At 61.9% G+C, this 19042-nt stretch carries 22 protein-coding genes; 13 read left to right on the forward strand and 9 right to left on the reverse strand.

The window, feature by feature from the left end:
* Positions 1 to 150 precede the first annotated feature (150 nt).
* The gene (locus V5F23_RS15995; RefSeq protein WP_042729399.1) at positions 151 to 1164 is read left to right on the forward strand and encodes an aldo/keto reductase; all 1014 of its coding nucleotides are present in this window, start codon (positions 151 to 153) and stop codon (positions 1162 to 1164) included.
* 152 nt (positions 1165 to 1316) lie between these two features.
* Positions 1317 to 2204, forward strand: a complete 888-nt coding sequence (rarD, locus tag V5F23_RS16000) for an EamA family transporter RarD (RefSeq protein WP_042729398.1) — start codon at positions 1317 to 1319, stop codon at positions 2202 to 2204.
* Between the two features lie 121 nt (positions 2205 to 2325).
* Here rarD and hppD read toward each other — a convergent pair whose 3' ends face one another.
* Together hppD and V5F23_RS16010 are read right to left on the reverse strand one after the other, a co-directional pair.
* Entirely contained in the window at positions 2326 to 3402 is a 1077-nt protein-coding gene (gene hppD, locus V5F23_RS16005; RefSeq protein ID WP_123578939.1) for a 4-hydroxyphenylpyruvate dioxygenase, read from the reverse strand.
* A gap of 246 nt (positions 3403 to 3648) precedes the next feature.
* Positions 3649 to 4593, reverse strand: a complete 945-nt coding sequence (locus tag V5F23_RS16010) for a DMT family transporter (protein WP_047738898.1) — start codon at positions 4591 to 4593, stop codon at positions 3649 to 3651.
* A 124-nt stretch (positions 4594 to 4717) separates the two neighbouring features.
* Between V5F23_RS16010 and V5F23_RS16015 the strand changes: the two genes are divergently transcribed.
* Together V5F23_RS16015 and V5F23_RS16020 are read left to right on the forward strand one after the other, a co-directional pair.
* Positions 4718 to 5614: a LysR family transcriptional regulator gene (locus V5F23_RS16015; protein ID WP_338495578.1), complete on the forward strand. Its 897-nt coding sequence runs from the start codon at positions 4718 to 4720 to the stop codon at positions 5612 to 5614.
* A gap of 280 nt (positions 5615 to 5894) precedes the next feature.
* On the forward strand, positions 5895 to 6260 hold the full coding sequence (locus V5F23_RS16020) for a histone-like nucleoid-structuring protein, MvaT/MvaU family (protein WP_042731978.1): 366 nt from the start codon (positions 5895 to 5897) through the stop codon (positions 6258 to 6260).
* A gap of 90 nt (positions 6261 to 6350) precedes the next feature.
* On the opposite strand, the gene V5F23_RS16025 is transcribed toward V5F23_RS16020, so the two are convergent.
* Positions 6351 to 6884, reverse strand: coding sequence for a DUF4946 domain-containing protein (locus tag V5F23_RS16025; RefSeq protein ID WP_338495580.1), 534 nt, complete (start codon positions 6882 to 6884; stop codon positions 6351 to 6353).
* Between the two features lie 193 nt (positions 6885 to 7077).
* Between V5F23_RS16025 and gloA the strand changes: the two genes are divergently transcribed.
* Positions 7078 to 7599: a lactoylglutathione lyase gene (gene gloA, locus V5F23_RS16030; RefSeq protein ID WP_338495582.1), complete on the forward strand. Its 522-nt coding sequence runs from the start codon at positions 7078 to 7080 to the stop codon at positions 7597 to 7599.
* 90 nt (positions 7600 to 7689) lie between these two features.
* On the opposite strand, the gene ahpF is transcribed toward gloA, so the two are convergent.
* The 4 genes from ahpF to galU form a co-directional block, all read right to left on the reverse strand.
* Entirely contained in the window at positions 7690 to 9252 is a 1563-nt protein-coding gene (gene ahpF / locus V5F23_RS16035) for an alkyl hydroperoxide reductase subunit F (RefSeq protein ID WP_338495584.1), read from the reverse strand.
* Positions 9253 to 9376: 124 nt separating this feature from the next.
* Positions 9377 to 9940, reverse strand: coding sequence for an alkyl hydroperoxide reductase subunit C (gene ahpC, locus V5F23_RS16040; RefSeq protein ID WP_212802689.1), 564 nt, complete (start codon positions 9938 to 9940; stop codon positions 9377 to 9379).
* 197 nt (positions 9941 to 10137) lie between these two features.
* Positions 10138 to 11493: a glutathione-disulfide reductase gene (gene gorA / locus V5F23_RS16045; RefSeq protein ID WP_042731982.1), complete on the reverse strand. Its 1356-nt coding sequence runs from the start codon at positions 11491 to 11493 to the stop codon at positions 10138 to 10140.
* Between the two features lie 345 nt (positions 11494 to 11838).
* Positions 11839 to 12678, reverse strand: coding sequence for a UTP--glucose-1-phosphate uridylyltransferase GalU (gene galU / locus V5F23_RS16050; RefSeq protein WP_003182953.1), 840 nt, complete (start codon positions 12676 to 12678; stop codon positions 11839 to 11841).
* Positions 12679 to 12911: 233 nt separating this feature from the next.
* On the opposite strand from galU, the gene V5F23_RS16055 reads away from it, so the two are divergent.
* Together V5F23_RS16055 and V5F23_RS16060 are read left to right on the forward strand one after the other, a co-directional pair.
* Entirely contained in the window at positions 12912 to 13124 is a 213-nt protein-coding gene (locus V5F23_RS16055; RefSeq protein ID WP_042732064.1) for a hypothetical protein, read from the forward strand.
* Positions 13125 to 13240: 116 nt separating this feature from the next.
* Entirely contained in the window at positions 13241 to 13522 is a 282-nt protein-coding gene (locus tag V5F23_RS16060) for a hypothetical protein (protein WP_042732071.1), read from the forward strand.
* A 1-nt stretch (position 13523) separates the two neighbouring features.
* Here the strand turns inward: V5F23_RS16060 and V5F23_RS16065 are convergent, their stop codons facing one another.
* Positions 13524 to 13874, reverse strand: coding sequence for a hypothetical protein (locus V5F23_RS16065; RefSeq protein WP_042732065.1), 351 nt, complete (start codon positions 13872 to 13874; stop codon positions 13524 to 13526).
* A gap of 198 nt (positions 13875 to 14072) precedes the next feature.
* On the opposite strand from V5F23_RS16065, the gene V5F23_RS16070 reads away from it, so the two are divergent.
* The 5 genes from V5F23_RS16070 (at position 14073) to ada (ending at position 17251) form a co-directional block, all read left to right on the forward strand.
* Positions 14073 to 14375, forward strand: a complete 303-nt coding sequence (locus tag V5F23_RS16070; protein ID WP_030142225.1) for a DUF1883 domain-containing protein — start codon at positions 14073 to 14075, stop codon at positions 14373 to 14375.
* A 16-nt stretch (positions 14376 to 14391) separates the two neighbouring features.
* Complete coding sequence (locus V5F23_RS16075) at positions 14392 to 14577, forward strand: hypothetical protein (RefSeq protein WP_042732066.1); 186 nt, start codon at positions 14392 to 14394, stop codon at positions 14575 to 14577.
* Positions 14578 to 14699: 122 nt separating this feature from the next.
* Positions 14700 to 15422, forward strand: coding sequence for a 2OG-Fe(II) oxygenase (locus tag V5F23_RS16080; RefSeq protein WP_338495589.1), 723 nt, complete (start codon positions 14700 to 14702; stop codon positions 15420 to 15422).
* Positions 15409 to 16089: a DNA oxidative demethylase AlkB gene (gene alkB, locus V5F23_RS16085; protein ID WP_338473603.1), complete on the forward strand. Its 681-nt coding sequence runs from the start codon at positions 15409 to 15411 to the stop codon at positions 16087 to 16089. Before V5F23_RS16080 ends, alkB begins: the two co-directional genes overlap by 14 nt.
* Before the next feature lie 88 nt (positions 16090 to 16177).
* Entirely contained in the window at positions 16178 to 17251 is a 1074-nt protein-coding gene (gene ada / locus V5F23_RS16090; RefSeq protein WP_338495590.1) for a bifunctional DNA-binding transcriptional regulator/O6-methylguanine-DNA methyltransferase Ada, read from the forward strand.
* Here ada and V5F23_RS16095 read toward each other — a convergent pair.
* Positions 17215 to 17703 carry a GyrI-like domain-containing protein gene (locus V5F23_RS16095; protein WP_042732069.1) on the reverse strand — a complete coding sequence of 163 codons (489 nt, stop codon included), beginning with the start codon at positions 17701 to 17703 and terminating at the stop codon, positions 17215 to 17217. The two genes, ada and V5F23_RS16095, sit on opposite strands and share 37 nt — an antisense overlap.
* A gap of 147 nt (positions 17704 to 17850) precedes the next feature.
* On the opposite strand from V5F23_RS16095, the gene V5F23_RS16100 reads away from it, so the two are divergent.
* The gene (locus V5F23_RS16100) at positions 17851 to 18930 is read left to right on the forward strand and encodes a nitronate monooxygenase family protein (RefSeq protein ID WP_047738902.1); all 1080 of its coding nucleotides are present in this window, start codon (positions 17851 to 17853) and stop codon (positions 18928 to 18930) included.
* Positions 18931 to 19042 lie beyond the last annotated feature (112 nt).

A 19042-nucleotide genomic window follows, 5' to 3' on the forward strand; every position in this document is an offset into this window, starting at 1 on the left:
TGGATCAATGGCAGCTATGTCAACTGACACGCCCTCTTCGCGAACAAGCCTGCTCCCACAGTGAATGGGGGGGTGTTCGATAAATCTGTTTGATCCATGCGCCTGTTCTGGGGTTTGATTGGACCTTTCCCATGGATGAAGGATTTTGTCATGAGCTACCGCACGCTAGGCCATTCCGGGTTGCAGGTGTCCACGCTGACCCTGGGCACCATGATGTTCGGCGAACAGACCAGCACCGAGGACTCGCTGCGGATCATCGACAAGGCCTGGGACCAGGGCATCAACTTCATCGACACGGCGGACGTCTACACCAACGGCCGCTCCGAAGAGATCGTCGGCGAGGCGATCGCCCGCCACCGCCACGAGTGGGTGCTCGCCACCAAGGTCGGCTTCGGCCCGGCGGACGGCGTGCCCAATCGCAGCGGCCTGAGCCGCAAGCATCTGTTCAACGGCATCGAGGCCAGCCTGAACCGCCTGGGCACCGACTACCTGGACATCTACTACCTGCACCGTGAAGACCACAACACCCCGCTGCACGTCACCGTCTCGGCCATCGGCGACCTGATTCGCCAGGGCAAGATCCGCTATTGGGGCCTGTCGAACTACCGCGGCTGGCGCATCGCCGAGGTGATCCGGATTGCCGACAGCCTGGGCATCGACCGACCGGTGATCAGCCAACCGCTGTACAACATCGTCAACCGCCAGGCGGAAACCGAGCAGATCACCGCCGCCCAGAACTACGGCCTCGGCGTGGTGCCCTTCAGCCCCCTCGCCCGTGGCGTGCTCAGCGGCAAGTACGCGCCGGACGCCGCGCCAGATGCCAACAGCCGCGCCGGTCGCCAGGACAAACGCATCCTGGAAACCGAGTGGCGGGTCGAGTCCCTGCGCATCGCCCAGCAGATCCAGCAGTACACCCAGGGGCGGGGCGTGGGCATCGTCGAGTTCGCCATCGCCTGGGTGCTGAACAACCGCGCGGTCACCTCGGCCATCGTCGGGCCTCGCACCGAAGCGCAATGGGACGCCTATGCCAAGGCGCAGGCGGTCAGGATCACGGCGGATGACGAAGCCTTCATCGATTCGCTGGTGACGCCGGGGCATGCCTCGACGCCAGGCTTCAACGACGTCGGGCATTTCGTGTCGGGGCGCGTACCGCTGACGTCATAGGCCTGATACGCAACAAGCCCTTGCGGCGAGGGAGCGTGCTCCCGCTCGGCCGCGCAACGGACCCCACCGCTGCGCGGCCGGGCGGGAGCTCGCTCCCTCGCCACAACAAGGGTCCGTCACACACGCCGCCACCCCGCTAACAAGAGGCCTCCGTGTCCAAAGGTATCGCTCTATCGGTCTCGGCGTCCGCGCTGTTCGCCGTCATGTACTACTACACCTCGCTGCTCACGCCACTGACCGGCGTGGAGATTTTTGGTTGGCGCATGTTGCTGACCATGCCCTGCATGACCGTGTTCATGCTGGTGGCTCGGGAATGGAAACTGGTCACGGCGCTGCTGCGGCGCCTGGTCGACACCCCACGGCTGTTGATCGGGGCGATCGCGTCTTCGGCCCTGATGGGGGCGCAGTTGTGGCTGTTCATGTGGGCGCCGCTCAACGGCTACAGCCTGGATGTGTCGCTGGGGTACTTCCTGCTGCCGCTGTCGATGGTCCTGACCGGGCGCATCGTCTATGGCGAACGCCTGTCGTACCTGCAGAAAATCGCCGTGTTCTTCGCCACGCTCGGGGTGTTCAACGAGCTGTACCAGGCCGGTGGTTTTTCCTGGGCGACCTTGCTGGTGGTGATCGGCTATCCGATCTACTTCATCCTGCGAAAACGCATCAAGACCGACAACCTGGGTGGGCTCTGGCTGGACATGACGCTGATGCTGCCGGTGGCGCTCTGGTTCGTGCAGAGCGGCGAGCAAGGCTTCAACGTGTTCGACCAACACCCCTGGTTGTCGCTGCTGATCCCGGTGCTTGGGGTGATCAGCGCCTCGGCGCTGGTGTCCTACATCATTGCCAGCCGGCTGCTGCCGTTCAGCCTGTTCGGGCTGTTGAGCTACGTAGAGCCGGTACTGTTGCTGGGCGTCGCGCTGTTGCTGGGCGAGAGCATCAAGGCCGGCGAATGGCTGACCTACCTCTCGATCTGGATGGCCGTGGCAGTGCTGGTGTTCGAAGGCTTCAAGCACCTGACGCGACATCATCGGCGTAAAGCTTGAAGTATAAATAGGACCTCGTGGAAGCGAGCTTGCTCGCGATAGCGGTATGTCAGTCAACAGGCATTGAATGACGGGCCGCCATCGCGAGCAAGCTCGCGCCCACAACCGTGTGGCTCGCGGATTACTCCGTGGCCAACACCCCACGCCGCACCTGGTCACGCTCGATGGACTCGAACAGCGCCTTGAAGTTGCCCTCGCCGAAGCCATCATCGCCCTTGCGCTGGATGAATTCGAAGAACACCGGCCCCATCAGAGTTTCCGAAAAGATCTGCAGCAACAGGCGCTTGTCGCCCTGCTCGGACGCGCCGTCCAGCAGGATGCCCCGCGATTGCAGCGCCTCGACCGGCTCACCGTGGTTGGGCAGGCGGCCTTCGAGCATCTCGTAGTAGGTGTCTGGCGGCGCGGTCATGAAGCGCATGCCGATACTCTTGAGCCGGTCCCAGGTCTTGATCAGGTCGTCGGTCAGGAATGCCACGTGCTGGATGCCTTCGCCGTTGAACTGCATCAGGAACTCTTCGATCTGCCCAGCGCCCTTGGACGACTCTTCGTTCAGCGGGATGCGGATCATGCCGTCCGGGGCCGTCATGGCCTTGGAGGTCAGGCCGGTGTACTCGCCCTTGATGTCGAAGTAGCGGATCTCGCGGAAGTTGAACAGCTTCTCGTAGAAGCCGGCCCAATAAGCCATGCGCCCGCGATACACGTTGTGGGTCAGGTGGTCGATGATCTTCAGGCCGGCGCCCACCGGATTGCGGTCGACGCCTTCGAGGAACACGAAGTCGATGTCATAGATCGAGCTGCCTTCGCCGAAACGGTCGATCAGGTACAGCGGCGCACCGCCAATGCCCTTGATCGCCGGCAGGTTCAACTCCATCGGGCCGGTCTCGATGTGGATCGGCTGGGCGCCGAGCGACAGGGCCCGCTTGTACGCCTGCTGCGAATCCTTGACCCGGAACGCCATGCCGCACACCGACGGGCCATGCTCGGCCGCGAAGTACGACGCCACGCTGTGGGGTTCATTGTTGAGGATCAGGTTGATCGCGCCCTGGCGATACAGGTGCACGTCCTTGGACCGGTGGGTCGCCACCTTGGTGAAGCCCATGATCTCGAAGATCGGCTCCAGGGTGTTGGGGGTCGGTGATGCGAACTCGATGAACTCAAAGCCCATCAGGCCCATTGGGTTTTCGTATAGATCTGCCATGTCGGCGCCTCATCATGCTTATCAATTAACAAACGTTAGTTGCCAGTCATGCGAGGGCACGCGGTGGCGCGCAGGAAATGCCGCGAACGCTGCGGGCGAGGAAATCGCCGTAGATCAGTTGAAACCCAAGTATCTTCATTGTCGACCCAAGGCTTTTGCGGGCGAGGCTTCTGCTGCCAGAAGACGTTATTCTTATATGCGTAAATCGATTCTACACAGCGTAACCAGATTTGTCCGCCTTCCGTATCAAATCGCCTTTTTCCTCGACCGCGCAAGAGGTTTGTTGCACAGGAAAATGCCGCCCAGGATCAACCCGCCGCCCAGGCTCATCATGGCGGTGAACCGCTCGTCCAGTAGCAGTGCTCCGAGCAGCACCGCCGTGAGCGGATTGAGGGCGATGAACACCCCGGAACGGGTCGCACCAATCCGCCGGATGCCGTCGTACCAGGCAATGTAGGCCAGGGCCGAGCCCAACACGCCCAGGTACAACAGGCTCAACCACTGCTTCAGGTCCAGCGCGCGCAGGGTGTCGAGGCGAACCTCCCCGCCGATGGCGCAGGCCAGCCACAGCATCAACGTGCCCAGCAGAATCGACCAGGTCACGGTTTGCAGCGGCCCCAGGCGCTCATTCAGGTCCCTGGAAAACAGCGAATAGATGCCCCACCCCAGCACACAGCCAAAAATCAGCCCGTCGCCCAGCCAGCTTTGCGTCGCCCCCTGTAACAGGGCAGGGTCACGGCTCACAATCACCAGCCCCGCCCCACCGATGCACAGCACGATGCCCGCGACTTTCAGCGCCCCAAGGCGTTCCTTGAACAGGCCCCAGGACGCCAACCCGATCACCGCCGGGTTCAAGGCGACGATCAACGAGGCCCGCGATGCGCTGATGGACTGCAAGCCGTAGAAGAAACACAGGTTGTAGAAGAAGATGCCAAAAAAGCCCAGCGCGGCCAATTGCAGCCCTTGCTTGAAGCTGGGCCTGGCCAGGGGAATCCGCGCCAAGGCGAGAAACGACAGCAGCGCGAGGCTGGCGAGCAGGAAACGCAAGCTGGCCGCGAACAGCGGCGCCAATGCATCAGAGAGGATCCGGCCAGCCACGAACGTGCCGCCCCAGATCATGGTGACCATGGCGAGCTTGAAGTAGACCGGCAGGTCGGAGGGGGTTGAGACGGTTTGTTCCAACGCGTTCATGGTTCACCTGGAGGTCAATCGAACCGTGTCGAGGGGCGCTTGCTTCCTCACCACGGTATCGGACGGGGCTGGGATGCCGTATTGTTTGCCTCATGCCTGATCATCGTAAAATGAGCATTCACTCATGACCCTCACCCAACTGGAAATCTTCTCCGTGGTCGCCGAGCTGAGGGGGTTTACCGCTGCGGCTACCCGCCTGGGCATCAGCCAGTCGGCGGTATCCCACGCCATCAAGGCGCTGGAGCAGGAGTTGGGGGTGGAACTGCTCCGACGTCACCAGGCCCCGGTGGAGCTCAGCGACATCGGTCAGCAGTTACTGCCGCGGGCACGGGCCATGCTCGGGTTGGCCAACACATTGCGCCAGGAAGCCGCCGATGCCCGGGGCATGCGCCGTGGTACGTTGCGCATCGGCTCGTTCGGGCCGACGTCGTCCATGAAACTGCTGCCCGCCCTCCTGCAGCGCTACCGTGCCTTGCATCCGGGGATCGAAGTACACATCGACGAAGGGCCGGACCGCCAGGTCATTCAATGGCTGGACGAGCGGCGGATCGACGTCGGCTTCGTGGTGCTTCCCGAAGACCGCTTCGACACCGTTCAATTGCTGGAAGACCAGATGGTCGCGCTGCTGCCCACGCAGCATCCCTTGGCCGCCCATGCCAGCCTGAGCCTCAAGGATTTGTGCAACGACCCGTTCGTGCTCACCGAGGCTGGCTCGTCGGAACTGGTCATGCGGCTGTTCAATGCCGCCCGGCTCACGCCGAACGTGCGCTTTCGCTGCTCGCAATTGCTCAGCACCCTGGACGTGGTACGACGGGGCGAAGCGCTGAGCGTGGTGTCCGAAGGCTCGCTGCCGGCGAGCGGAAACCCGGGTTTTGTCGCTCGCCCCCTGGCACCGCCGATCCCCCGCCAGATTGGCCTGGCGGTCCTGGACAGTCGCCAGGCGTCACCGGCCACCCTGGCGTTCATCGAACTGGCGAGGCAATCATTGCGCGGTCCGCGCGGGCAACTTCCACAACCTTAACTACTTGCAATTGATTAGCCATCAAGACTACTTGAAGCACCCGGCATAAGGCTAACTGCCCACCGTCGAGACATTGACGCCAGCGTTTCATTCATAAATACCGGCGCTATTGTTACATGGAGAAAAAGTTACGATTTACACTTTCGGGATTAACTACTACAATTTTTTTACCTGTGCTAGATAGCAGGAGAGTCATTTATCACCGAGTCGCTTCAAGCGCTTGGCTTGTGGCTTTGTTTGCGGTTGATATCAGCCAAACATTCTGATTGGAGTAACGATTTTGTCCAGACTCGCTGAATTTCGTGCAGCCGAAAAGGCCCTTCAAGAACAGCTCAAGCAGCTGGAATCACTGAAGAACGACGCCGGGCTCAAGAAAGAAATCGAATTCGAAGAAAAGCTCCAGGGACTGATGAAAACCTACGGCAAGAGCCTGCGCGACATCGTCGCGATCCTCGACCCGAACCCGTCCAAGGCCAGCCTGCAATCGAACAAACCCACCAAGACCCGCCGTGCGCGAGTGGTGAAGGTCTACCAGAACCCGCACACGGGCGAACTGATCGAGACCAAGGGCGGCAACCACCGCGGCCTGAAAGCCTGGAAAGAACAGTATGGCGCGGCCACTGTCGATTCCTGGTTGCGTGGCTGACAGCAAACGGCCTGCAAAAAAGCCCTGAATCATTCAGGGCTTTTTTATGGAGCACACTTTTGTTTACACCGGCACATTGCGCTGAACGCCTTATAGTTTCAGGCTGTTTCGTACCGACTGCACTTCATCCTGGCTTTCAACAAATACCTGTGCCTGTCCCGCATAGGACAGCACATAAGCCTTACCCCCATTTAGTGCCGCAACGAGAGCCTGGGACAATACGTGTCGTCCGTTCTGGGTGATGGTGCAAGTGGTTTCCAATGCTGTTACTCCACCCAACATGGCGGCATGGATCTTATTGCAGACACTTTGGTAACCGCCCTGGAAAAAATCCTTCTGGATGGACTTGCGCATTTCCAGCAACACGCCTTGCAAGTTGACCTGATGATCAGGCTCGACGGGGGTCGTGGTCAGTTCCATGACCATCACCGCATTGCCGGCCGAATCGTTTTTAGTGGCTCGCTGGCGCAAGGTACCCACTGCTGCCGGAGCATCGGTGGCGGCGGGCAGCGGTTCGACGACCCACCCCTGGGGCCACGCCACCTGCGGTTCGTCCGCCTGGACGCCGGTGCCCGTAACGGTGGCAATGAGCAGGACAAACAGCGAAAGGAACGGTCGAATCATTGCGTTGGCACTCAAGGACGAAGCGTAAAGTCTGAAGCCCGCCGCCGGACCAGGCAATAGCCACGCGCGGTTTGGCGATGCCGCGCCCCTTGCGTATCATGGGCACGCCTGCAAGGAAGCCGTTTTACGCAAGCCCAGGAACCGTCGCGGCCTGCTGCGACGGCGTTTGCCCCACTTATTTTCCGGAGGGCCCATGAGCCTGCACGAACTCGATACTTTCCCTGGCGTCACCGCCCAACCGGACGCCGCCACGGCCCAATTCGTCTTCAACCACACCATGCTGCGAGTCAAGGACATCACCAAGTCCCTGGACTTCTACACCCGTGTGCTGGGTTTTTCCCTGGTGGAGAAACGCGACTTCCCGGAGGCCGAATTCAGCCTGTACTTCCTGGCCCTGGTGGACAAGAAGCAGATTCCGGCAGATGCCGCGGCGCGCACCGAATGGATGAAGTCGATCCCCGGCATCCTCGAACTGACCCACAACCATGGCACCGAAAACGACCCGGCGTTCGCCTACCACAATGGCAACACCGACCCTCGCGGATTCGGCCATATCTGCATCTCGGTGCCGGACATCGTCGCGGCTTGCGAGCGTTTTGAAGCACTGGGCTGCGACTTCCAGAAGCGCCTGAGCGATGGTCGCATGAAAAGCCTCGCGTTCATCAAGGATCCGGATGGCTACTGGGTCGAAATCATCCAGCCGGCGCCGCTGTGAACCTCACCACCGCTCCCACTGGGTGATGCATGATCCAAAACAAAACCCCATGGGCCAGGCCCATGGGGTTTTGTTTTTTCCAGCGACAACCTACGCCGGCGCAGAGGTACGGATCAGGTGGTCGAAGGCACTCAGCGAGGCCTTGGCGCCCTCGCCCACCGCGATCACGATCTGCTTGTACGGCACGGTGGTCACATCACCGGCGGCGAACACGCCCGGGATCGAGGTTTCCCCTCGGGCATCGACGATGATCTCGCCACGCGGGGACAGCTCCACAGTGCCTTTGAGCCAGTCGGTGTTAGGCAACAGGCCGATCTGCACGAAGATCCCTTCCAGCGCCACGTCCCGTACGTCACCACTTGGACGATCTTTGTAGCGCAGGCCGTTGACCTTCTGGCCGTCGCCCGTCACTTCAGTGGTCTGGGCGTTGGTGATCACGGTCACGTTCGGCAGGCTGTGCAGTTTACGCTGCAACACCGCGTCGGCCCGCAATTGCACATCGAACTCCAGCAAGGTGACGTGGGCGACGATACCGGCCAGGTCGATGGCCGCTTCGACACCGGAGTTACCGCCGCCGATCACCGCCACACGCTTGCCCTTGAACAGCGGACCGTCGCAGTGCGGGCAGTACGCCACGCCCTTGTTGCGGTACTGCTGCTCGCCCGGCACGTTCATTTCGCGCCAGCGCGCGCCGGTCGCCAGGATCACCGTCTTGGCCTTGAGGCTCGCGCCACTGGCGAACCTGACTTCGTGCAGCGCCCCCTCCTGCCCCGGCACCAAGGCCTCGGCGCGCTGCAGGTTCATGATGTCCACGTCGTATTGCTTGACGTGTTCCTCCAGGGCGACGGCCAGTTTCGGCCCTTCGGTTTCCTGGACCGAGATGAAGTTCTCGATCGCCATGGTGTCGAGCACCTGGCCGCCGAAGCGCTCGGCCGCCACACCCGTGCGGATGCCTTTGCGGGCCGCGTAGATCGCCGCTGAAGCACCAGCCGGGCCACCGCCGACCACCAGTACATCGAAAGCGTCCTTGGCGCTGATTTTCTCAGCCTGGCGTTCGATGCCGCTGGTGTCGATCTTGGCCAGGATTTCTTCCAGGCCCATGCGGCCCTGGCCGAAGTTCACGCCATTGAGGTACACGCTCGGCACGGCCATGATCTGACGCTCATCAACCTCAGCCTGGAACAGCGCACCGTCGATGGCCACGTGGCGGATATTCGGGTTCAGCACCGCCATCAGGTTCAGCGCCTGGACCACGTCCGGGCAGTTCTGGCACGACAGCGAGAAATACGTCTCGAAGTTGAATTCGCCCTTGAGTGCGCGAATCTGTTCGATGACTTCAGCACTGGCCTTCGACGGGTGGCCGCCGACTTGCAGCAAGGCCAGTACCAGCGAAGTGAATTCATGGCCCATGGGGATGCCGGCAAAGCGCAGGCTGATCTCGGCTCCCGGGCGGTTCAACGAGAACGATGGCTTGCGCGCATCGGTGCCGTCGTCGAGCAAGGTAATCTTGTCGGAAAGACTGGCAACGTCTTTGAGTAAGGCGAGCATTTCCTGGGATTTCGCACCGTCGTCGAGGGATGCGACGATCTCGATCGGCTGGGTGACCCGTTCCAGGTATGACTTCAACTGAGCTTTAAGATTGGCGTCCAACATACGGGCGATTTCCATGTTTTGAATTCAGAAAAAAAACGCCCGAGCGAATCTCGCCCGGGCGTTTTTGGGGGCGAAGCGGCTTACTTAGATCAAGAGCTGGTTCGCCCTCGGATGATGCATGGACTTAGATCTTGCCGACCAGGTCCAGGGACGGAGCCAGGGTGGCCTCGCCTTCTTTCCACTTGGCTGGGCAGACTTCGCCCGGGTGAGCGGCAACGTACTGGGCAGCCTTGATCTTGCGCAGCAGCTCGGAAGCGTCACGGCCTACGCCGCCGTCGTTGATTTCAACAATCTTGATCTGGCCTTCCGGGTTGATCACGAAGGTACCGCGGTCAGCCAGGCCAGCGTCTTCGATCAGCACGTCGAAGTTGCGGGAGATGGCCAGGGTCGGGTCGCCGATCATGGTGTACTGGATCTTGCCGATGGCTGGCGAGGTGTTGTGCCAGGCTGCGTGGGCAAAGTGAGTGTCGGTGGACACGCTGTAGATCTCGACGCCCAGTTTCTGGAACTCGGCGTAGTTGTCGGCCAGGTCTTCCAGTTCGGTTGGGCAAACGAAGGTGAAGTCGGCTGGGTAGAAAAATACGACAGACCACTTGCCTTTCAGGTCAGCGTCCGAGACTTCAACGAATGCGCCGTTTTTGAAGGCGGTAGCTTTGAACGGTTTAACTTGGCTGTTGATGATAGGCATCGATGTTTCTCCGTCAGGGTTGAAAAGTTGATGGAGAGAATCTTACCCACTCATTCCCGGCCTGGCTCATTGGCAAAGCTCATGCGAATGATTGGTTTTGGCTATCAGGAAACGCTATAGATAGAAGAAATCTGTGGGCGACGGCGAAGGCTGCGATCCGACGTGCTTGCACGAAAGATCGCAGCCTTGTTGGCGCATCAGGCGGTGGGCGTACGCAGGGTAACGAACTCTTCGGCGGCCGTCGGATGCACGCCAATGGTTTCGTCAAAATCACGCTTGGTGGCGCCGGCCTTGAGCGCGATGGCCAGGCCCTGGACGATCTCGCCAGCATCCGGGCCGACCATGTGGCAGCCCAGCACCTTGTCGGTGTGGGCATCGACCACCAGTTTCATCAGGGTGCGTTCCTGACAGTCGGTCAGGGTCAGCTTCATCGGCCGGAAACGGCTTTCGAAAATCTGCACCGGGTGGCCTGCCTCTCGGGCCTGTTCCTCGGTCAGGCCCACCGTGCCGATGTTCGGCAGGCTGAACACGGCCGTGGGGATCATCCGGTAGTCCACCCGGCGATACTGCTCAGGCTTGAACAGCCGCCGCGCCACGGCCATGCCCTCGGCCAGGGCGACCGGCGTGAGCTGGACGCGACCGATCACATCGCCAATGGCCAGAATCGAAGGCTCGGCGGTTTCGTACTGTTCGTTCACCTGCACAAAGCCTTTGTCGTCGAGGGTCACGCCGGTGTTTTCCAGGCCGAGGTTGTCGAGCATCGGACGTCGACCGGTGGCGTAGAACACGCAATCGGTGAGCAAGGTACGACCGTCCTTGAGCGTGACCTTGAGGCTGCCGTCATCCAGCTTGTCGATGCGCTCGATATCGGCGTTGAACTGCAGGTCCAGGCCACGGCGCGTCAGCTCTTCGGCCAGGTGCTTGCGCACCGCGCCGTCAAAGCCGCGCAGGAACAGCTCGCCGCGATAGAGCAGCGACGCTTGCGCGCCCATGCCATGGAAAATCCCGGCGAACTCCACCGCAATGTAGCCACCGCCGACCACGATGACCCGCTTGGGCAGTTCCTTGAGGAAGAATGCCTCGTTGGAACTGATGGCATGCTCGCGCCCCGGAATGTCCGGGATCATCGGCCAGCCGCCCGTGGCAATCAGGATGTGCCTGGCGGTGTAGCGCTGGCCATTGATCTCGACTTCATTGGGCCCGGTCAGCCGTGCATGGCCTTCGTGCAGCACCACGCCGCTGTTGACCAGCAAATTGCGGTAAATGCCGTTCAGACGGCTGATTTCGCGGTTCTTGTTGGCGATCAACGTGGCCCAATCGAAGCTTGCCTCGCCGGCGGTCCAGCCATAGGCCGAAGCTTGTTCGAAGTCCTCGGCAAAGTGTGCGCCGTAGACCAGCAGCTTCTTCGGCACACAGCCGACGTTCACACAGGTCCCGCCCAGGTAACGGCTCTCCGCCACGGCCACCTTGGCGCCAAAACCGGCGGCGAACCGCGCGGCCCGCACCCCACCGGAACCGGCGCCAATCACGTACAAGTCAAAATCGTAGGCCATTTTCTATCTCCTTCGGCAGGCCATCAGCATACCTGCTGTTACTGGCCAGCGTTGCGTTTCGATAGTTATGGGGATGGAAAATAAAAAATGCCAGCCCGAGCAGACGAGGCCCACCGCTCAGGTAGCAATCCCGAATCAATTGTGGCGAGGGGATTTATCCCCGTTGGGGCGCGAAGCGGCCCTGAACCAGATGAACCGGTAGATTGCGTTGACAGCCTGGGGCTGCTTCGCAGCCCAACGGGGATAAATCCCCTCGCCACATTTTGTATGGGGAGCGCCTTTCACCAGGCAAAAAAAAACGCCCCGAACCAGTCGGGGCGTTTTTTCAAGGCGTGGCGCAGGCGATCAGTAAGCCTTGCCCGTCTTGTAGAAGTTCTCGAAGCAGAAGTTGGTCGCGTCGATGTAGCCTTCGGCGCCGCCGCAGTCGAAACGCTTGCCCTTGAACTTGTAGGCCATGACGCAGCCGTTCTGGGCCTGCTTCATCAGGGCGTCGGTGATCTGGATTTCGCCGCCCTTGCCTGGCTCGGTCTGTTCGATCAGGTCGAAGATGTCCGGGGTCAGGATGTAGCGGCCGATGATCGCCAGGTTCGACGGGGCGTCTTCTGGCTTTGGTTTTTCAACCATGCTGTGTACGCGGTAGATGTCGTCGCGGATCATTTCGCCGGCGATGACGCCGTACTTGTTGGTTTCCTGCGGGTCGACTTCCTGGATTGCAACGATGGAGCAGCGGAACTGCTTGTACAGCTTGACCATCTGGGTCAGCACGCCGTCGCCTTCGAGGTTGACGCACAAGTCGTCCGCCAGGACCACGGCGAACGGTTCGTCACCGATCAGCGGGCGACCGGTCAGGATCGCGTGGCCCAGGCCTTTCATTTCGGTCTGGCGGGTGTAGGAGAACGAGCACTCGTCCAGCAGTTTGCGGATACCGACCAGGTACTTTTCCTTGTCGGTGCCCTTGATCTGGTTTTCCAGCTCGTAGCTGATGTCGAAATGGTCTTCCAGCGCGCGCTTGCCACGGCCAGTCACGATGGAGATTTCCGTCAGGCCCGCATCGAGGGCCTCTTCGACGCCGTACTGGATCAGTGGCTTGTTCACCACCGGCAGCATTTCTTTAGGCATGGCTTTAGTCGCTGGCAGGAAGCGAGTACCGTAACCGGCTGCTGGGAACAAGCATTTCTTGATCATATAAGTCCTTGAAAAGGCGGTGTGTACGAGTTTCGGCGCAGTCTAATCAGGCGGCGGGAACCTTACAATGCCCACGCTGGCCAACCGATGCCATCATAGAGAAATAAAAAACGGCGGATAGTTCAATCGTCTTTCATTTCGATGGCTGCGGGGCTCCACTCTACGCTCATGAGCCCTGTTTGCGAGCATTTGACGTATCATGGCGACCTTGATCCCGCCAATGAGGCAGCTAGATGTCGGCAACAAGAAACGCAAACGGTTATTCGGTCAGCCAGGGCAAGGACGGCCAATGGTGGATTATCAACTACCACGGTGAACAGGTCGCCGGCCCCTTGCCGACCAAGACGATGGCCGTGGAAGTGGCCGCAGTGTTCCAGGACGAGCGCCCTGCTCCTGCGGCCAAAGAGCGTGAGAGCGCCCCGGCCCGCCCTCGCCGCAAGAAATAAGCAGCCCAGCCTCAAGTAGATGCCTACCGGGCATCGAACGAGGCTGGTTTAGCTGTACCGAAATGGCCATTCGCTATAACCTCGCGACTGCCCTTTCCCTCTCGATGACGATCCCGATGAAAACACTTCTGGCGCTGTTTACAGTCCTGGCCCTGGCGGGCTGTGCCTCGGCGGAAAAAACCTACCTGGCCAACGGTGAGCAAGGCCTGAGCATCGACTGCTCGGGCGAAGCCAATTCCTGGGCCACGTGCTATGAAAAAGCCGATGCGTCGTGCGCGGGCACCGGCTACCGCATCGTCGGCACCGATGGCACACCACAGGCAAAGGAAAGCGAAAAGACCCTGGGGGTCGATGTCGGCAACTACACCAGCCGCAGTGTCGTGGTGGTGTGTAAGTAACTCAGCCGGAAATACAGGCGTTGGCCGCGTCCTGCACATCACCAGGACGCACCGGCACGTTGGACATGCTTTCGTGCAACTTGATGCTGCTGCCGCTGGAACGCTCGTCGATGTCGAACACCGCCGCCGGCAGGGACGACAGTTTGCCAGGAACGATCAGCCGCACGCCGTTCTTGTGCGGCTCCATCTGCAGCGGGCCACGGCTGCTGGCCAGGTGGTCGGCAACGCACTTGGCATATTCATGGGGTTTCTTGCCGGAGATGACGCTCATGGTGGGCGGCGTCTGGTTGATGTCCGATACGGACGCACATCCACCCAAGGCCAATGCCAACACCCACACGCTGCGCTTCATATGTTTCCTCCGATAAAGATCGTCGGACAGTGCAAACGCTGTTTTTCTCCAGCGCCCACCGTCTTTTTTTGCGCTTCCTGCAATAAATGACCAAAGCCTGGGACGCGGGCCGGATATTACCCCTTGAGGCTGATAAACTGCACACCATTGTCCTTGCTATCGTTTGATTTTGTAGAAAAAGCCCTTCTGGAGGCGCCCATGAAATTCATCCACCAGCGCGAGCACCTGAACGAAGACGACATCGTCGTCATCGAATGCTCCCAAATGTGCAACATCCGGCTGATGAACGACGCCAACTTCCGCAGCTTCAAGAACGGCGGCCGGCACACCTACCACGGCGGTGCGTTCGATACCTTCCCGGCGCGGATTACCGCCCCGAGCACCGGTTTCTGGAACATTACCATCGACACCGTCAGCCGCCGGGCCATCAGCGTCACGCGCAAGCCGACCCTGACCCACAAGATCAAGATCATCCGGCGCTCCAGCTCCAAGCTGAGCTGAAGCATCCCCCACCTTCATGACAGGCAAAACCGTGGCCCAGACGACCAAATACGTCATCAAGTACAAGCTCAACGACGAACGTCGTTTCGAATTCGCGCAACTGGAAACCGGCACCCAAGAAGAAGCCCTGGCCGCTCTGCAGGCGCTGCACGGCAAGACCGACGATGTGATCACCGACGTCAAGGTCAGCAAGGCGCTGTAGGCACCTGTGCAGTTAGTGGTCCGGGAGAGAGGTGTGGCGAGGATTGTCAACGCAAGATCCGGGGTGGCGGGCGATGGAACGCTCGGCAAACTGGCCCATCCTACGCGTTCAGGTTGGTCATCATGCACCCTCTCCCCCCTTCGCTCGCCCACTCCCTCGCCGCAATCGACTGGCCAGCCCTGACAGACAGCCTCGATCAGGACGGCAGCGCTGTCGTGCGCAATCTGTTATCCGTAACGCAATGCCGACAACTCAGCGACTTGTACGCGCAGCCCGCGCTGTTCCGCTCCCGGGTGATCATGGCCCGTCACGGGTTCGGCCGCGGCGAATACCAGTATTTCCGTTACCCGCTGCCCGACATCGTCCAGCCACTGCGCGAATCGTTGTACCCGCTGCTGGTGCCGCTGGCGAACCGCTGGAATGAACACATGGGCCTGACGGTGCGCTACCCCACCACCCACGGCGACTTCATCCAGCGCTGCCATGCCGCCGGGCAGCAGCGCCCTACACCGCTGTTATTGCAATACGACCCCCAGGACTACAACTGCCTGCACCAGGATCTGTACGGCGAGCACGTGTTCCCGTTGCAAGTGGCGATCCTGCTGTCGGAGCCGGGCCGCGACTTCACCGGCGGTGAGTTCGGCCTGACCGAACAGCGCCCGCGCCAACAGTCACGGCCCCAGGTCGTCGATCTGAAACAGGGCGATGCACTGGTGTTTGCCGTGCACCAGCGACCGGTCCAGGGCGTTCGCGGGTATTATCGGGTGAACATGCGCCATGGCGTCAGCCGCGTGCACAGCGGCCGCCGCCACACCTTGGGAATCATCTTTCATGATGCGCAGTAACGACACGCCGGTCACCCTGGACCTGTTCGCGGACCAGGCCCCCACCACGTCCGGGCGGACCGAGCCGATCGGCCAGCAATCGTTCGTGTTGCGCGGGTTCGCCCTGCCATGGCTGGAGCGTCTGCTGCCCGCACTGGAAAAGGTATTGCAGGCTGCGCCCTTCCGGCAGATGGTCACTCCCGGTGGCTTTACCATGTCGGTGGCCTTGACCAGTTGCGGTGCCTTGGGTTGGACCACCGACCGCAGGGGCTATCGCTACACCGCCCACGACCCGCAGAGCGGCCAGCCCTGGCCCGAGATGCCGGGGGTGTTCCGCGAGCTGGCCCAAGCGGCCGCCCGCCACGCCCAGTTCGAAGGCTTCGAGCCGGACGCCTGCCTGATCAACCGCTACGTACCCGGCGCGCGGATGTCCTTGCACCAGGACAAGGACGAACGTGCCCTCGATGCGCCCATCGTCTCGGTCTCCCTGGGCTTGCCGGCGGTGTTTCAGTTCGGCGGGTTCGAGCGTGGCGACAAGTGTCAGCGCATCGCCCTGCTCCATGGCGACATCGTGGTCTGGGGCGGCGTCGACCGGTTGCGCTATCACGGCGTGCTGGCGCTCAAGGAAGGCCTGCACCCGGCCCTGGGCGCCCAGCGGATCAACCTGACCTTCCGCACCGCCGGTTGAGGGTGCAGAATTCGACCGCAAGACCCGGAGTGTCGTCGCCTCGCAGGCTCGCTACTGTAGGCAAAACGGGCCAATGGACAGAACGACCATGAACAGCACTTCGAAACACCTCGCCGCCGAACAGGATCCACGCTGGGCCGCCGTGCTCGCCCGCGACCCTCGTGCCGATGGGCAATTCGTCTATGGCGTGAAGACCACCGGGATCTATTGCCACCCCAGCAGCCTGTCGCGCCGGCCCAACCCGCGCAACGTCGAGTTCTTCGACACCGCGCAACAGGCCGAGGCCGCGGGCTACCGTCCGAGCAAGCGCACCGCTCGGGACCAGACCCAGGTCGCCGCCCAGCACGCCGCGCGCATCGCCGGCGCGTGCCGGCAGATCGAGACGGCCGAGACGCTGCCGAGCCTGAGCGAACTGGCGCAGCACGCGGGCCTGAGCCCATTTCATTTTCATCGAGTCTTCAAGGCGGTCACCGGCCTGACGCCCAAGGCGTATGCCGCCGCTCACCGCTCACGCAAGCTGCGTGAACGCCTGGCCGACGGCAGCAGCGTCACCGACGCGCTGTACGACGCCGGGTTCAATTCCAACAGCCGCTTCTATGAGGCGGCCGACAAACTCCTCGGCATGAAACCCACCGACTACCGCGCCGCCGGCCAGAACACCGACATTCGCTTTGCCGTCGGCCAATGCTCCCTTGGCGCGATCCTGGTGGCACAGAGCGAGCGTGGCGTGTGCACGATCCTCCTGGGCGATGACCCGGATGCCCTGGTGCGGGACCTGCAAGACAAATTCCGCCGCGCCAACCTCATCGGCGCCGACCGGGCGTTCGAGCAGTTGATCGCCCAGGTCGTGGGCTTCGTCGAAGCGCCGGCGCTGGGCCTGGACCTGCCCCTGGACCTGCGCGGCACGGCGTTCCAGGAGCGTGTCTGGCAAGCCCTGCGGGACATTCCACCCGGCAGCACCGCCAGCTACGCCGAGATCGCCCAGCGCATCGGCCTGCCCAAGGCCGTGCGGGCGGTGGCCCAGGCCTGCGGTGCCAACAGCCTGGCGGTGGCGATCCCTTGCCACCGGGTGGTGCGCAGCGACGGCAACCTGTCGGGCTATCGCTGGGGCGTGGAGCGCAAGCGTCAGTTGCTGGCGCGCGAACGCTCGTCGGGGGATTGAACACCGATGTAGATCGCCACCGATTCAGGACCGCTGTAGACCTCGAAATCGGTGGTGAAACGGCGTACCGCTTGCGGGTTGTCGGCGAAATACGCCCAGATCAGGCCCCAGGTCTGGATCACGCAATCGGGCATCGGCCCCTTGGCCGAGAACACCAGGTAATCCCCGCCCTCGATGTCCACGGCGGGGTAGCCGGCGCTCGTCGCATCGACCTGCACGCCCGCCGTCACATCGAAGTGGCCAGTGGCGTCGGACTCATAGTTGGAATACACGCCGTAGACGAACGACTCCGACTGCCTGGCCGGGATCGCGTCGAACAAGCCTTCGGTGAAGAACCGCTGCCACATCGGGCCGATCCTGGCGGTGTCGGGCTGCTGCTCGTCGGCGTTGCGGGTGCGCACCTGCAGGCCGGCGACGCTGAAGGGTTCGACAGTCTTGAGTTTTACGTCCATGCCTCGGGCTCCTTGAAAGTGAACCTGCATGGTAACCCGCTCGCCATCGGGATCAAGCGCCAGGGCCGGATTGAAAAACTCGACTGGCCCTGGCCCGCTCACACCTGTTAAAACCGCTGTTTCCTTCTGCCGTCGGAGACCCGCACCATGAGCCAGTGGCCAGACACTCGCATCCTTGACCTGCTCGGTATCGAGCTGCCGATCATCCAGGGGCCACTGGCCGGGGTTACCGGGCCGGCCATGGTGGTCGCCACCTGCAATGCCGGCGGCCTGGGCTCGATGCCGGCGGCGATGCTCGACGTCGAGCAACTGCGCCAGGCGCTGACGAGCATCGGCGAACAGACCGACAAACCGTTCAACGTGAACTTCTTCTGCCACCAGCCGCCGGCGTTCGACGCACAACGCGCCGAGGCCTGGAAGCAGCGGCTCAAACCTTACTATCAGGAACTGGGCGCCGACTTCGACGCGCCGACGCCGGTGTCCAACCGCACGCCATTCGACGACGCGGCCTGCCGCGTGCTGGAGCAGATGCGGCCCAAGGTGGTCAGCTTTCACTTCGGCCTGCCGGAAAAATCCCTGTTGGCGCGGGTCAAAGCCACCGGCGCGAAAATCCTCTCTTCGGCCACCACCGTCGAAGAGGCGGTCTGGCTGGAACAGCAAGGTTGCGACGCGATCATCGCCATGGGCTACGAGGCCGGCGGCCATCGCGGCATGTTCCTCAGCGATGACCTCAACACCCAGGTTGGCCTGTTCGCCTTGCTGCCGCAGGTGGTGGACGCGGTCAAGGTGCCGGTGATCGCCACCGGTGGCATTGGCGATGCGCGCGGGATCGTCGCGGCGTTTGCCCTGGGCGCCTCGGCGGTGCAACTGGGCAGCGCCTACCTGTTCACGCCGGAGGCCAAGGTCAGCCCGTCCCATCACCGCGCGTTGCGTACCGCCAAGGAAAGCCAGACCGCCGTGACCAACCTGTTCACCGGCCGCCCGGCTCGGGGCATCGTCAATCGGGTGATGCGCGAAGTGGGCCCGATGAGCCCGCTGGCCCCGGCCTTCCCCCTCGCCGGTGGCGCACTGATGCCGCTGCGCGCCAAGGATGAGGCCGATTTCAGCAACCTCTGGGCCGGCCAGGCGTTTCCCCTGGGCCGCGAGTTACCGGCGGGCGAACTGACCCGGCGACTGGCCGATGAGACGCTGGCGCGGCTCCACGGCCCGGGTCGCGTCTTGGGTTGAGCGTCGCCGGGTAGAGCTGCTTCGCGAGCGAGCTCGCTCCCACAAGGGACCGGTTGAATCCAACACCCTCCCTGTGGGAGCGAGCTTGCTCGCGAAAGCTGCGCCGCTGCTT

The organism is Pseudomonas sp. WP18, from assembly GCF_036689585.1.
Taxonomy (GTDB): domain Bacteria; phylum Pseudomonadota; class Gammaproteobacteria; order Pseudomonadales; family Pseudomonadaceae; genus Aquipseudomonas; species Aquipseudomonas chlororaphis_E.

Coding starts and splice junctions, on each gene's coding strand:
- V5F23_RS16025 (WP_338495580.1), bottom strand. CDS start 6,884: ATGATTCGACCGTTCCTTTCGCTGTTTGTCCTGCTCATTGCCACCGTT.
- galU (WP_003182953.1), bottom strand. CDS start 12,678: ATGATCAAGAAATGCTTGTTCCCAGCAGCCGGTTACGGTACTCGCTTC.
- ahpF (WP_338495584.1), bottom strand. CDS start 9,252: ATGTTGGACGCCAATCTTAAAGCTCAGTTGAAGTCATACCTGGAACGG.
- V5F23_RS16015 (WP_338495578.1), top strand. CDS start 4,718: ATGACCCTCACCCAACTGGAAATCTTCTCCGTGGTCGCCGAGCTGAGG.
- gorA (WP_042731982.1), bottom strand. CDS start 11,493: ATGGCCTACGATTTTGACTTGTACGTGATTGGCGCCGGTTCCGGTGGG.
- ahpC (WP_212802689.1), bottom strand. CDS start 9,940: ATGCCTATCATCAACAGCCAAGTTAAACCGTTCAAAGCTACCGCCTTC.
- V5F23_RS16080 (WP_338495589.1), top strand. CDS start 14,700: ATGCACCCTCTCCCCCCTTCGCTCGCCCACTCCCTCGCCGCAATCGAC.
- V5F23_RS16070 (WP_030142225.1), top strand. CDS start 14,073: ATGAAATTCATCCACCAGCGCGAGCACCTGAACGAAGACGACATCGTC.
- alkB (WP_338473603.1), top strand. CDS start 15,409: ATGATGCGCAGTAACGACACGCCGGTCACCCTGGACCTGTTCGCGGAC.
- V5F23_RS16060 (WP_042732071.1), top strand. CDS start 13,241: ATGAAAACACTTCTGGCGCTGTTTACAGTCCTGGCCCTGGCGGGCTGT.
- hppD (WP_123578939.1), bottom strand. CDS start 3,402: ATGGCAGATCTATACGAAAACCCAATGGGCCTGATGGGCTTTGAGTTC.
- V5F23_RS16075 (WP_042732066.1), top strand. CDS start 14,392: ATGACAGGCAAAACCGTGGCCCAGACGACCAAATACGTCATCAAGTAC.
- V5F23_RS16095 (WP_042732069.1), bottom strand. CDS start 17,703: ATGGACGTAAAACTCAAGACTGTCGAACCCTTCAGCGTCGCCGGCCTG.
- V5F23_RS16065 (WP_042732065.1), bottom strand. CDS start 13,874: ATGAAGCGCAGCGTGTGGGTGTTGGCATTGGCCTTGGGTGGATGTGCG.
- V5F23_RS16010 (WP_047738898.1), bottom strand. CDS start 4,593: ATGAACGCGTTGGAACAAACCGTCTCAACCCCCTCCGACCTGCCGGTC.
- ada (WP_338495590.1), top strand. CDS start 16,178: ATGAACAGCACTTCGAAACACCTCGCCGCCGAACAGGATCCACGCTGG.
- gloA (WP_338495582.1), top strand. CDS start 7,078: ATGAGCCTGCACGAACTCGATACTTTCCCTGGCGTCACCGCCCAACCG.
- V5F23_RS15995 (WP_042729399.1), top strand. CDS start 151: ATGAGCTACCGCACGCTAGGCCATTCCGGGTTGCAGGTGTCCACGCTG.
- V5F23_RS16055 (WP_042732064.1), top strand. CDS start 12,912: ATGTCGGCAACAAGAAACGCAAACGGTTATTCGGTCAGCCAGGGCAAG.
- V5F23_RS16100 (WP_047738902.1), top strand. CDS start 17,851: ATGAGCCAGTGGCCAGACACTCGCATCCTTGACCTGCTCGGTATCGAG.